The organism is Herbaspirillum robiniae, from assembly GCF_002213415.1.
GTDB lineage: Bacteria > Pseudomonadota > Gammaproteobacteria > Burkholderiales > Burkholderiaceae_D > Herbaspirillum > Herbaspirillum robiniae.
The window spans coordinates 108031-120276 of the sequence record NZ_NJGU01000009.1 but is presented as its reverse complement, the minus strand read 5'-3'; the positions used below and the strand labels follow the sequence as shown (position 1 = coordinate 120276).

The window sequence follows — 12246 nt, the reverse complement described above, 5'->3', positions numbered from 1 at the left end:
CCCACGCAGGAGAACGATTTTGGATAATTGCATTTTCTGTAAGATCGCCGCCGGCGAGATCCCGTCGAAGAAGGTCTACGAAGACGAAGACGTGATCGCCTTCCACGACATCAACCCGGCCGCGCCGGTGCATTTCCTGATCGTGCCGCGCAAGCATATCCCGACGCTGACCGAATGCGGCCCGGAAGACACCGCGCTGCTGGGCAAGATGGCGGCGCTGGCGCCCAAGCTGGCGGCCGAGCAGGGCTGCGGTTACCGGCTCGACGCCGAGGGCAATCGCAGCGGCGGTTTCAAGACGCTGTTCAACACCGGACCTGACGGCGGGCAGGAGGTGTACCATCTGCATATGCACGTCATCGGCGGCCCGCATCCGTGGCGGGTACGGTTCGTGCAACAATAAGGACTCGGCGTCGTGAGCGCCGGGCGGGGCAAGGAAGATTTTGTACACAGGGCAGGGATGTCCGCTTAGGAGAATAGAATGGGTTCGTTCAGTATTTGGCATTGGCTGATTGTTCTGGTGATCGTGATGGTAGTCTTCGGCACCAAGAAGCTCGGCAACATGGGTTCCGACCTGGGCAAGGCGGTCAAGGGCTTCAAGGATGGCGTCAAGGGCGCCGACGAAGAGAAGAAGGACCAGGCCATCGACGTCCAGGCCAAGGAAAAAGACAAGTCCGGCAGCTGATCAAGCGGCGCCCGCCGGCTGTTGCCGGGCATGGCGGGCCGCGTCAGATTCAGGCGTTCGTTGCCGCAGTGCATGTGCAGCTTGCAGGCGACGGACGTTCTCAACGCAGGGCTTTGAGCCTGCCTTTAATGTCCACACAGACTCATGATTGATATAGGCCTTTCCAAGCTGGCCCTGATCGGCGTGGTCGCGCTGGTCGTGATCGGTCCCGAGCGCCTGCCCAAGGTGGCGCGCATGGCCGGCACCCTGTTCGGCCGCGCGCAGCGCTACATCAACGACGTCAAGTCGGAAGTCAGCCGCGAGATCGAGCTGGACGAGCTGCGCAAGATGCAAAAAGACGTGGAGCAGGCCGCCAGCGACGTGACCAGCGGCATCCACAAGAGCGTCTCCGAGGCCGAGGCGTCCATCAACGACGCCTGGAACGGCGGCGACGACTCCTCTTCCTCCGACAGCGCCAGCGCGGGCAATTGGAGCCGCACGCCCAGCGCCGACATGCTGTCGATCAAGTCCAAGGCCTTCCGCCGCAAGAAGCTGGCGCGCACCACTGCGGTTCCAGCCTGGTACAAGCACCAGAGCGGCCGCAAGACGCGCGTCATCTCGGCCTCGGCGCGGGTGGCGAAGTATCGTCCCATCGGCGCCGGCAAGTCGGCCGGTTTCTTTTAATTTCGGCGCATCGCGTCTCACCTAATCTCAACGCCGCAAATCCATGGCTGAAGAAAACAACCAGGCCGGCACCGAAGACACCTTCATCTCGCACCTGATCGAACTGCGCAGTCGCATCGTCAAGGCGTCGGCGGTGGTGCTGGTGGTGTTCTTGTGCATGATGCCCTTCGCGGCCCATATCTTCGACGTGCTGGCTGCGCCGATGATCCACGCGCTGCCCTCGGGCAGCAAGATGATCGCCACCGGCGTCATCACGCCGTTCCTGATCCCGATCAAGGTCACCATGATGGTGGCCGTGCTGGTGTCGCTGCCGTGGGTGCTGTACCAGCTGTGGGCCTTCGTCGCCCCCGGCCTGTACGCCCATGAGAAGCGCCTGATCGCGCCGCTGGTGGTCTCGTCCTCGATGCTGTTCGTCATCGGCGTGGCGTTCTGCTATTTCTTCGTGTTCGGCGTGGTCTTCCCGTTCATCAACAACTTCGCGCCCAAGTCGGTGTCGGTGGCGCCGGATATCGACGCCTACGTCGATTTCGTGCTGACCATGTTCGTCGCCTTCGGCGTGACCTTCGAAGTGCCGGTGATCGTGATCGTGCTGGTGCGCATGGGCCTGGTGCCGCTGCAGAAGCTCAAGCAGATCCGCCCCTACGTCATCGTCGGCGCCTTCGTCATCGCCGCCGTCGTGACGCCGCCGGACATCATGAGCCAGCTGATGCTGGCCGTGCCGCTGGTGCTGCTGTACGAAGTCGGCCTGCTGGTCGCGCCGATCTTCGAGCGCGCCACGCGCGCGCCGGAAGAGGCGAGCTCATCCGCGGCGGACTGAGCGCCTGCCTCGAAAAAGAAAATGCCACCTGGCTCGCGCCCGGTGGCATTTTTCTTTTGCGCGTCCTCTATGCCTCGTACGCGCCGTTAGGGGCCGGCAGCGCCACCAGCCGCGTGCATCGCATCCCAGGCGCCGCGCAGTGCCTTTATGCAAGCATGCGGCACGGTTCAGGGCGACGGCGAGGAAGGCAAAGCCCGCTGCAAGGTGGCCGTCATTCCTCCACCGGCAGCAGCGGGATGTCGCGCAGCCACTTCACCAGCGGATACGCATCCTTGAATCCTTCCAGCACATCACGGCCCAGGTCCGCCGGGATCTTCTTCTTGATGCCGGTCTCGGTCCAGACGATGAAGCTCTTCAGCTTCACGTATTCGATGTTGGGGCTGTCCGGGTCGAAGCCCTTGGGCGGGCGCACCAGCTTGCCCTCGGCCTGCAGGTCGCCGTAGGTTCCGGCCAGCTTCTTGTTCTTGCGCATCTTGCTGAAGCCGGCCGCGTCCTCGACCACGCGGGTGCGGATGGCGCGCAGGCGCTCGGCCGGCGGCATGTACTCGCCGCCCGCGATCAGGAGCCGGCCTTCGGCATCGATATGGAAATAGTAGGCCGGGCCGCCGCCCTGGCTGGGCTTCTTCAGGCCGCTGGCGGTGATGGCCGCGGAGAAGTGGGTCTTGTAGGGGCTCTTGTCGTGCGAGAAGCGCATGTCGCGGTTGATGCGAAACAGCGCCTTCTTCGGATTGCAGCCGGCGATGGCCGGGTCGAACTTGCTGATCTCGGCGATCAGCTTGATGGTCAGCGCCAGAAACTCTTCGCGCAGGATGTCGTAGCGCGGTTTGTTCATCACGAACCAGGCGCGGTTGTTGTTTTCGGAAAGTTCGCCCAGGAACTGGATCAGGTCGCGCACGTGCATTTGCTTCGTCTCCTCGACAGTGGCTTGGAAATGACAGCGGCCCCTGAGCGGGGCCGCTTTCTCGGCATTCTAGCGCTTGTTACTCTTCGTCGCTTTCTTCGCTGCGGGGCGGCGGCGGGCGCTTGCCGACGGTGATGCCCAGCTTGGTCTCCTGGGACTTGCGCAGCACCGTCATGCTGATGTTCTGGCCTGGCGTCAACTGCGCGATCACATTGAGCATCTCCGTGGTGTCGGCCACCGGCTTGCCCTCGATGCTGACCAGGATGTCGCCCGGCTTCATGCCGGCGCGGTCGGCCGGGCCGCCCTTCAACACGCCGGCGATGATGGCGCCGGTCTTCTTGCCCAGGCCGAAACTCTCGGCCAGCTCGGGCGTGATGTCCTGCGGCTCGACGCCGATCCAGCCGCGCACCACCTGGCCGTGGCTGATGATGGCTTCCATCACGGTCTTGGCGGTCGACATCGGGATGGCGAAGCCGATGCCCAGGTTGCCGCCGGTACGCGAATAGATCGCGGTATTGATGCCCAGCAGGTTGCCGTTGGTGTCGACCAGCGCGCCGCCGGAGTTGCCCGGGTTGATTGCGGCGTCGGTCTGGATGAAGTTCTCGAAGGTGTTGATGCCCAGGTGATTGCGGCCCAGCGCCGAGACGATGCCCATGGTCACCGTCTGGCCCACGCCGAAGGGGTTGCCGATGGCCAGCACGACGTCGCCCACCGAGCTGTTCTCGGGATGGCCCAGCGTGATGGCCGGCAGGTTGGGCAGGTCGATCTTGATCACCGCCAAGTCGGTCTCGGGGTCGATGCCGACCACCTTGGCGCTGGCCTTGCGGCCGTCGGCCAGCGCGACCTCGATCTGGTCGGCGGCTTCCACCACGTGGTTGTTGGTCAGGATGTAACCCTGCGGGCTGACGATCACGCCCGAGCCCAGGCTGGACTGCTTGTCATCCTGCTGCTCGTCGAACTGGTCGCCGAAGAACTTGCGGAAGAAGGGATCGTTCTGGAACGGGCTCTTCTGCGGTCGCGCTTCCGTGGTGGTGAAGATGTTCACCACCGACGGCATGGCCTGGCGCGCGGCGTGGCGATAGGAGTTGAGCGCCGGCGCATCCGCTGTTGCCTCCTGCATCTGCACGGTGGATTGGGCGGGCCTTGCGCGCGAGCTGAAGGAACCGGACATCCAGTCGGGCTTCAAGGTCGCTACAATGAACCACAACGCCAAACCAACCGTCACGGTTTGGGCGAACAACAGCCATAAACGTCGCATATAGAATTTGAAATCGGATGAGGAAGAAATGACCAGGCAGATTACCAGAGACGAGTTCGCGAACTATCTGGGGAAAACCCTTAACGCCGCGCAATACCGCGATTATTGCCCAAACGGGCTGCAGGTGGAAGGGCGCGGCCAGATCGGGCGCGTCGTCAGCGGTGTGACGGCGAGCCTGGCGCTGATCGAGGCCGCGCTCGACCTGAAGGCCGACGCCATCCTGGTTCACCACGGCTACTTCTGGCGTGGCGAGGATATGCGAGTCATCGGCACCAAACAGCGCCGCCTCAAGCTGCTGCTGTCCCATGACGTCAACCTGTTCGCCTACCACCTGCCGCTGGACGCGCATCCGCAACTGGGCAACAACGCGCAGCTGGCGCGCCAGCTCGATCTCACCGCGGGCGGGCGCTTCGGCGAAAACGACCTCGGCTGGCTGGGCCGCAGCAATTCGCCCGCGGTCAAGACCGCCGCCGACCTCGCCGCGCTGATCGAGAAGCGCCTGGGCCGCATGCCGCTGCTGATCGGCGATCCGCAGCAGGCCATCGGCGAGATCGCCTGGTGCACCGGCGCCGCGCAGGGCATGCTGGGCGACGCCATCGACGCCGGCGCCACGGCCTACATCAGCGGCGAGATTTCCGAGCCGACCGTGCACCTGGCGCGCGAGACCGGCACCGTCTACATCGCCGCCGGCCACCACGCCACCGAGCGCTACGGCGTGCAGGCGCTGGGCGCGCACGTGGCGGAACACTTCGGCATCGAGCACCAGTTCATCGACATCGACAACCCGGTCTGAGCGGCCAGCGCGACAGTGGGCGACCTGAGCAAAAAGCCCGCTTGCGCGGGCTTTGTCGTGTCGGCTGCAGGCTTACTTCTTGAGCGCGTCGCGGATCTCGCGCAGCAGCAGCACGTCTTCCGGCGGCGCGGCGGGAGCGGCCGGGGCGGCTTCCTCGTGCTTGCTGGCCAGGTCGCGCGCCTTGTTGATCGCGCGCACCATCTGGAAGATGATGAAGGCCAGGATCAGGAAGTTGATCAGGATGGTGAGGAAATTCCCGTAGGCGAACACGGCGCCGGCCTTCTTGGCTTCGGCCAGCGGCAGGCCATAGGCCTGGCCGTTGAGCGGCAGGTAGTAGTTGGCGAAATCGAGGCCGCCGAAGATCTTGCCGACGATGGGCATGATGATGTCCTCGACCAGCGAGCCGACGATCTTGCCGAACGCGCCGCCGATGATCACACCGACGGCCAGGTCGACCACATTGCCCTTGATTGCGAATGCGCGGAAGTCTTTGAGCATGCTCATCCTTGGTTTCTCCTTTGAAAGTTGCTGTTTGTTCATGAGGCGGGCTTACAACGGGTTATAGCCTGCCCGGCGATAAAAGTAAATTGGACATCCTCCGACGCCGCAGTGCAGGAAAACCGCCGACAAGGTCAGATTGACAATAGGTTGCGCTGCGTCAAATCGATTTTTCACACAGCCGCTACCATGGCGCCCGTTAGCTACAAAACCCTATTCAGCTTATATATAATCGAAAAGTTGCATGAGGGTCACTTAGAAGGTCCACGCTAACTTACATTTGGAGATTGGGGTCTTTATGACTGACGAGAATCAGGTCGACGCGAGTCGACGAGGTTTGCTTGTTGCTACTTGTGCAGCCGGTGGTGTGGCTGGTCTGGCCACAGCAGGAGCGTTCGTATCCACCCTGCAGCCATCGGAGCGCGCCAAGGCAGCGGGCGCACCGGTTGAAGTTGATATTTCGTCGTTGACCCCGGGCGAGATGCGCACCGTGGAATGGCGCGGCAAGCCGGTCTGGATTCTCAAGCGCACGCCCGAGATGATCGAGTCGCTGAAGAAGACCGACAGCCAGGTCGCCGACCCGACCTCCAAGCGCACCGACTTTTCCGAGACGCCCGAGTACGCCCTCAACGAATGGCGCTCCATCCGCAAGGACCTGCTGGTGGTGGTGGGCATCTGCCCGCACCTCGGCTGCTCCCCCAGCACACGCTTCCAGACCGGCGCCCAGCCCTCGCTGCCCGACGACTGGAACGGCGGCTTCCTGTGCCCCTGCCACGGCTCCACCTTCGATCTTGCGGGCCGCGTCTACAAGAACAAGCCGGCCCCAGACAACCTCCAGGTGCCCCGTTACATGTTCGAAGGCGACAACAAGCTCGTCATCGGCAAGGATGAGAAAGGGGAGGCGTGATCATGGGAGCATTCCACGAAAAGAAACTGCCTGACGACGCGCCGATCTCCGCCAAGGCGCTCAACTGGGTCGACTCCCGGTTCCCGCTGACCTCCACCTGGAAAGCCCATCTTTCCGAGTACTACGCCCCCAAGAATTTCAACTTCTGGTACGCCTTCGGTTCGCTGGCGCTGCTGGTGCTGGTGATCCAGATCGTCACCGGCATCTTCCTGGTGATGCACTACAAGCCGGACGCCAACCTGGCCTTCGCCTCGGTCGAGTACATCATGCGCGACGTGCCCTGGGGCTGGCTGGTGCGCTACATGCACTCCACCGGCGCCTCGGCCTTCTTCATCGTGGTCTACCTGCACATGGTGCGCGGCCTGCTCTACGGCTCCTACCGCAAGCCGCGCGAGCTGGTGTGGCTGTTCGGCGTGGGCATCTTCCTGTGCCTGATGGGCGAGGCCTTCTTCGGTTACCTGCTGCCGTGGGGCCAGATGTCGTACTGGGGCGCGCAGGTGATCGTCAACCTGTTCGGCGCGATCCCTTTCATCGGCCCCGACCTGTCGCTGTGGATCCGCGGCGACTACGTCGTTTCCGACGCCACGCTGAACCGCTTCTTCTCGTTCCACGTGATCGCCATTCCGCTGGTGCTGATCGGCCTGGTGGCGGCGCACATTATCGCGCTGCACGAAGTGGGCTCGAACAACCCGGACGGCGTGGAGATCAAGGAAAAGCTCGATGCCAACGGCGTACCGCTGGACGGCGTGCCGTTCCACCCGTACTACTCGGTGCACGACATCTTCGCCGTCTCGGTCTTCCTGATCGTGTTCTCGGCGGTGGTGTTCTTCGCGCCGGAAATGGGCGGTTACTTCCTCGAGTACAACAACTTCATCCCGGCCGATTCGCTGAAGACGCCGCCGCACATCGCGCCGGTGTGGTACTTCACGCCGTTCTACTCGATCCTGCGCGCGACCACGGCCGACTTCATGGGCTGGCTGATCGCCGGCGTGGCGGCCTACGTCGCGCTGCTGGTGTTCAAGTCGCGCCTGTCGGGCATGCTGAAGATCGCCGCCATCGTCATCGGGCTGGCGGTGATCGCCGGCATGCTGGTGTTCGACGCCAAGTTCTGGGGCGTGGTGCTGATGGGCCTGTCGGTGGTGATCCTGGGCGGCCTGCCGTGGCTGGACCAGTCGCAGGTCAAGTCGATCCGCTACCGCCCGAGCTGGCACAAGTATGTGTATGTTGTCTTTGGCATTGCCTTCGTTGCGCTGGGCTATCTGGGCGTACAGCCGCCGACTGCCATCGGTACTGTCGTCTCGCAGGTCTGCTCGTTCATCTACCTGGGCTTCTTCCTGCTGATGCCCTGGTGGAGTGCCGCCGGCACGTTCAAGCCGGTGCCTGACCGCGTCGTATTCCATCCGCACTAAGCCAGCCGCCAAAGGACAAGAACATGACATTGCTGAAAAAAGTGATCGCGACGCTGGCGCTGCTGCCTGCCTTGGCCTGCGCCAATGAAGGCGGTTTCCCGCTGGACCACGCTCCGGATCGCACCAAGGATGTTTCCGCGTTGCAAAACGGCGCCAAGCTGTTCGTCAACTATTGCCTGAATTGCCACGCGGCATCATCGATGCGCTACAACCGCCTGCGCGACATCGGCCTGTCGGAAGACCAGATCAAGAACAACCTCTTGTTTACAGGGGAAAAAGTGGGCGATCTGATGAAAATTTCGATGTCGCCGGCCGACGCCAAAGCCTGGTTCGGGGCCGCCCCGCCTGACCTTTCGGTGATCGCCCGGGCCAAGGCATCCGAACTTGGATCCGGTCCGGACTGGATTTATACCTACCTGCGCAGTTATTATAAGGACGACAGCCGCCCCACCGGCTGGAACAACATGCTTTTCCCCAACGTCGGCATGCCGCATGTGTTGTGGGAATTGCAAGGAATCAGGGCCGCCAAGTACGTCGAGGAGAAAGATCCCCACGACGAGGGCAAAACTATCCACAAATTCGCGGGATTTGAACAGATCAAGCCCGGCAAGATGAGCGCGATCGAATATGATAACGCCGTCGCCGACCTGGTCGGCTACCTCGAATGGATGGCCGAACCCGCGCAGAATACGCGCAAGCGGCTTGGCGTCTGGGTCCTGTTGTTCCTGGGCTTCTTCCTGCTCCTGACGTGGCGTTTGAACGCGTCCTATTGGAAGAACGTCAAGTAAAAAAGTAAAATCTCGTATCCGTGCAGTTTTCGGCGGAATTGCGTACCGGGGTGAGCGTTATGCGTCTCGCCCCCCTTTTGTTTTAGGGCTCTGAAAAAATGATGGTTCTCTACTCGGGCACGACCTGCCCATTCTCGCAACGTTGCCGCCTCGTTCTGTTCGAAAAGGGCATGGATTTCGAGATCCGCGACGTCGACCTGTTCAACAAGCCGGAAGACATTTCCGTCATGAACCCGTACGGCCAGGTCCCCATCCTGGTCGAGCGCGACCTGGTGCTGTACGAATCGAACATCATCAACGAATACATCGACGAACGCTTCCCGCACCCGCAACTGATGCCGGCCGACCCGCTCATGCGCGCCCGTGCCCGCCTGATGCTGTTCAACTTCGAGAAGGAACTGTTCGTCCACGTACACACGCTGGAAAACGAAAAGTCCAAGGCAGCTGAAAAGAACCAGGAAAAGGCCCGCAATGAAATCCGCGACCGCCTGACCCAGCTGGCCCCGCTGTTCCTGAAGAACAAGTACATGCTGGGCGACGAGTTCTCCATGCTGGACGTGGCCCTGGCTCCGCTGCTGTGGCGCCTGGACCACTACGGCATCGAGCTGTCCAAGACCGCCGCTCCGCTGATGAAGTACGCCGAACGCATCTTCTCGCGTCCGGCCTACATCGAAGCGCTGACCCCGTCCGAAAAGGTCATGCGCCGCTAAGCCGTACCAGCCGCGCATCCCGGCCCGCCGGGTGCGCGGCGGCAGTACCGATTCTCCAGACGTTCCACCCCGGCCCAGGCCGGAAGATGCGCGGCGCGGCCGGGCATCGCACACCACACAAGTCATGCCTGAAGTTTCCACCAAGCCTTACCTGCTGCGCGCCATCTACGAGTGGTGCACCGACAATGGCTACACCCCCCACATTGCCGTGGTGGTCGACAGCCGCACCCGGGTGCCGATGCAATTCGTCAAGAACGGCGAAATCGTCCTCAACATCAGCTTCGAGGCCACCAGCGGCCTGAAGATGGAAAACCAGGACATCAGCTTCTCCGCCCGTTTCGGCGGCGTTTCCAGGGACATCCTGATCCCGGTCGAGAACGTCATCGCCATCTACGCACGTGAAAACGGCCAGGGCATGGCCTTCGAAGCCCCCACGCCGGCCACCGCCCCGACCGCGGCCGAGCAACAGGAAGAACGGGAAGAAAGCGCCCCCGTGCTGTCGTCGGTGCCGGTCTCGGAGCCTGAAAAGAAAAGCGCCGCCAGCGACGCCGACGGCAACGACGATCCGGAACCGCCGAAAAAAGGCGGACGGCCTGTACTGACCCGTATCAAGTAGGCTATAATCGCCGGCTTAAGTTTTGCTGGCTTAGCTCATCTGGTAGAGCACCTGACTTGTAATCAGGGGGTGGCGGGTTCAAGTCCTGCAGCCAGCACCAAGTATCAAAAAAATGGCCCACAGTGATGTGGGCCATTTTTTTCGACTGCGCTGCGGCCAGGCGTCGCGCCGGGCCGTCAATAACAGATGGTGCCCTTGCCCAGGCTCTTGGCGCGATACATCTGGGCGTCGGCTTCCTTGAGTATCTCGGCGGGAGGCTTGTTGACGCCGACGTCCTGGAAGGCGATGCCGATGCTTGCGCCCACGGTTGCGTCGACAGAGGACGGCAGCGGTACCGGGGCGGAGATGGCGGCGATCAGCTTTTCGCCGCGCGCCCTGGCGTTTTCCAGCGTGCCGTTGGGGCCTTCCAGGATCACCACGAACTCGTCGCCGGCCAGGCGGAAGGCGCTGTCGGTCTGGCGGATGCTGTCGCGGATGCGCTCGGCCACCGTTTGCAGCAGCAGGTCGCCGGCTTCGTGGCCGTACACGTCGTTGACCTTCTTGAAGCCGTCGAGATCGATGAAGAGTACCGAGAGCGGATTGCCGTTGCGGCGGGCGCGTTCCTGCGCCAGCGGCAGCATGTCGGCGAGCGCCCGGCGGTTGAGCAGGCCGGTCAGGAGGTCGTGCTGGATTTCGTAATCGCGCCGGGCTTCGTTGTGTTTGCGCTCGGAGATGTCGTGCAGGAACATGATGGAGATGCGCTGGTCGTTCACCAGCAGGGAGCGCATGCGCACTTCCACGGCCAGCTCGCTGCAGTCCTTGCGCCGCGCCACCAGGTCGGAGCGGCGCACCACCACCGACCTCATGCCGTCGGCCAGATAAGTTATCCACTGCCGCGCATGCGGGCTGTCGCCGGACGGCATCAGCAACTGGTCCAGCGGTTTGCCCAGCGCCTCGGTGGCCAGCCAGCCGAACACCACTTCCGATTCGCGGTTCCATGCCGTCACGCAGCCTGAGCCGTCCAGGCTGACGTAGGCGTCGCTGGCGTTTTCCAGCACCGCGCTCAGTTCGCTTTCGCGCTTGCGCAGTTCGTTGGTGCGTTCGACCACCTTGTGTTCGAGCTGCTGGTGCAGCGCCTCCAGTTCAAGCTGGGCTTTCTTCTCGGCATGGATGTCCTTGACCACCGAGATGAAGTACTCGAGCCGGTCTTCATGGTCGACCTTCTTGCTCACCGAGAGGTTGATCCAGACTTCTTGCCCGCCCTTGCGGATGTAGCGCTTGTCCAGCTGGTACTGCGTGAGCTCGCCGTCGATCAGCTGCCGCAGCAGCGCGAGGTCGCTGTTGAGGTCGTTCGGATGGGTGATGTCCTGGAAGGACAGCGCCAGCAGTTCCTGTTCGCTGTAGCCCACGATCTGGCACAGCGATTCGTTCACGCGCAGCCAGCGGCCCTCCGGATTGACCAGCGCGATGCCCACCTTGGCCAGTTCGAAGACCGAGCGAAAGCGCTGCTCGTTGTCTTCCAGCTTGGCGCCGGTGCGCGCCAGCTTGTCGTGGGTGTCGAGCAGGCCCTCGAGCAGCTGGATTTCCTTGGTGACGATGGAGGCCAGATCGTGCAGCACGTCCAGCTCTTCAGGCTTGAGCGTCTTGGGTTTGGAGTCGATCACGCAGAGCGTGCCGATGGCCAGCCCCTGGGTGCCGCGGATGGGCACGCCGGCGTAGAAGCGGATGTTGGGGTCCGACAGCACCAGCGGATTGCGGCTGAAGCGCGCGTCATTGGTGGCGTCCGGCACCACCAGGCTGTCGTCTTCCATGATGGTGTAGGCGCAGAAGGCGTCTTCACGCGGCGTCTGGCCCGCTTCGAGCCCGACCTTGGACTTGAACCACTGGCGGTTTTCATCCACCAGCGAGACCAGCGAGATCGGCACGTCGAGCAGCTTGCTGGCCAGGCGCGTGACGCGGTCGAACGCCGGATCTGGCGCGGTGTCGAGCAGGCCCAGGGAGTGCAGGAAGGCCAGGCGTTTCTTTTCTTCAACAGGATAGGGAATGGACATTTTTTCCTCTGACGGGTGCCATTTGTCTAGCTGCGAATCTTGCCGTAATGCTATTTTTTCCTGAGTTGTCCGCCTTCGGCATGCGGGTACGGAACCGGGACCCGATACAAAAAGGCAAACAATGTTAAGAGGGTAACGCGCTTTTTGGCTTACTGCAAAAGCCCCGGGCCCGGG

General features: G+C 62.6%; 14 protein-coding genes and 1 tRNA gene. 11 read left to right on the top strand and 4 right to left on the bottom strand.

Translation table 11 applies throughout. The features are described from left to right. Positions 1 to 19: 19 nt before the first annotated feature. The 4 genes from CEJ42_RS17180 to tatC all read left to right on the top strand — a co-directional run bounded on the left by CEJ42_RS17180 (position 20) and on the right by tatC (position 2162). Complete coding sequence (locus tag CEJ42_RS17180; protein WP_079218106.1) at positions 20 to 400, top strand: histidine triad nucleotide-binding protein; 381 nt, start codon at positions 20 to 22, stop codon at positions 398 to 400. A gap of 78 nt (positions 401 to 478) precedes the next feature. After that, entirely contained in the window at positions 479 to 682 is a 204-nt protein-coding gene (gene tatA / locus CEJ42_RS17175; RefSeq protein ID WP_079218107.1) for a Sec-independent protein translocase subunit TatA, read from the top strand. 144 nt (positions 683 to 826) lie between these two features. Then, on the top strand, positions 827 to 1345 hold the full coding sequence (gene tatB, locus CEJ42_RS17170; RefSeq protein ID WP_079218108.1) for a Sec-independent protein translocase protein TatB: 519 nt from the start codon (positions 827 to 829) through the stop codon (positions 1343 to 1345). A gap of 43 nt (positions 1346 to 1388) precedes the next feature. Further along, positions 1389 to 2162 carry a twin-arginine translocase subunit TatC gene (gene tatC / locus CEJ42_RS17165; protein ID WP_079218109.1) on the top strand — a complete coding sequence of 258 codons (774 nt, stop codon included), beginning with the start codon at positions 1389 to 1391 and terminating at the stop codon, positions 2160 to 2162. Between the two features lie 211 nt (positions 2163 to 2373). On the opposite strand, the gene CEJ42_RS17160 is transcribed toward tatC, so the two are convergent. Continuing rightward, the gene (locus CEJ42_RS17160) at positions 2374 to 3063 is read right to left on the bottom strand and encodes a DUF2461 domain-containing protein (RefSeq protein ID WP_088751947.1); all 690 of its coding nucleotides are present in this window, start codon (positions 3061 to 3063) and stop codon (positions 2374 to 2376) included. Positions 3064 to 3142: 79 nt separating this feature from the next. Further along, the gene (locus CEJ42_RS17155; protein WP_079218111.1) at positions 3143 to 4321 is read right to left on the bottom strand and encodes a Do family serine endopeptidase; all 1179 of its coding nucleotides are present in this window, start codon (positions 4319 to 4321) and stop codon (positions 3143 to 3145) included. A 28-nt stretch (positions 4322 to 4349) separates the two neighbouring features. Between CEJ42_RS17155 and CEJ42_RS17150 the strand changes: the two genes are divergently transcribed. After that, the gene (locus tag CEJ42_RS17150; RefSeq protein WP_088751946.1) at positions 4350 to 5114 is read left to right on the top strand and encodes a Nif3-like dinuclear metal center hexameric protein; all 765 of its coding nucleotides are present in this window, start codon (positions 4350 to 4352) and stop codon (positions 5112 to 5114) included. A gap of 72 nt (positions 5115 to 5186) precedes the next feature. Here the strand turns inward: CEJ42_RS17150 and mscL are convergent, their stop codons facing one another. Next, the gene (gene mscL / locus CEJ42_RS17145; RefSeq protein WP_079218113.1) at positions 5187 to 5618 is read right to left on the bottom strand and encodes a large conductance mechanosensitive channel protein MscL; all 432 of its coding nucleotides are present in this window, start codon (positions 5616 to 5618) and stop codon (positions 5187 to 5189) included. 292 nt (positions 5619 to 5910) lie between these two features. Here mscL and petA point away from each other — a divergent pair, with 292 nt between their 5' ends. The 6 genes from petA to CEJ42_RS17115 all read left to right on the top strand — a co-directional run bounded on the left by petA (position 5911) and on the right by CEJ42_RS17115 (position 10142). Further along, a complete protein-coding gene (gene petA / locus CEJ42_RS17140) occupies positions 5911 to 6519 on the top strand; it encodes a ubiquinol-cytochrome c reductase iron-sulfur subunit (protein ID WP_079218114.1) in 609 nt (202 codons plus the stop codon). A 2-nt stretch (positions 6520 to 6521) separates the two neighbouring features. Then, complete coding sequence (locus CEJ42_RS17135) at positions 6522 to 7928, top strand: cytochrome b (protein ID WP_079218115.1); 1407 nt, start codon at positions 6522 to 6524, stop codon at positions 7926 to 7928. A 23-nt stretch (positions 7929 to 7951) separates the two neighbouring features. Then, entirely contained in the window at positions 7952 to 8716 is a 765-nt protein-coding gene (locus tag CEJ42_RS17130) for a cytochrome c1 (RefSeq protein WP_079218116.1), read from the top strand. A 98-nt stretch (positions 8717 to 8814) separates the two neighbouring features. Beyond that, positions 8815 to 9426, top strand: a complete 612-nt coding sequence (locus tag CEJ42_RS17125; protein WP_006461591.1) for a glutathione S-transferase N-terminal domain-containing protein — start codon at positions 8815 to 8817, stop codon at positions 9424 to 9426. 124 nt (positions 9427 to 9550) lie between these two features. Further along, positions 9551 to 10042 (top strand): ClpXP protease specificity-enhancing factor, encoded by a 492-nt coding sequence (locus CEJ42_RS17120; protein WP_088751945.1) that lies wholly within the window; start codon positions 9551 to 9553, stop codon positions 10040 to 10042. A 24-nt stretch (positions 10043 to 10066) separates the two neighbouring features. Next, positions 10067 to 10142, top strand: a tRNA-Thr gene (locus tag CEJ42_RS17115). Between the two features lie 76 nt (positions 10143 to 10218). On the opposite strand, the gene CEJ42_RS17110 is transcribed toward CEJ42_RS17115, so the two are convergent. Further along, positions 10219 to 12072 (bottom strand): PAS domain S-box protein, encoded by a 1854-nt coding sequence (locus tag CEJ42_RS17110; RefSeq protein WP_088751944.1) that lies wholly within the window; start codon positions 12070 to 12072, stop codon positions 10219 to 10221. Between the last annotated feature and the right edge of the window lie 174 nt (positions 12073 to 12246).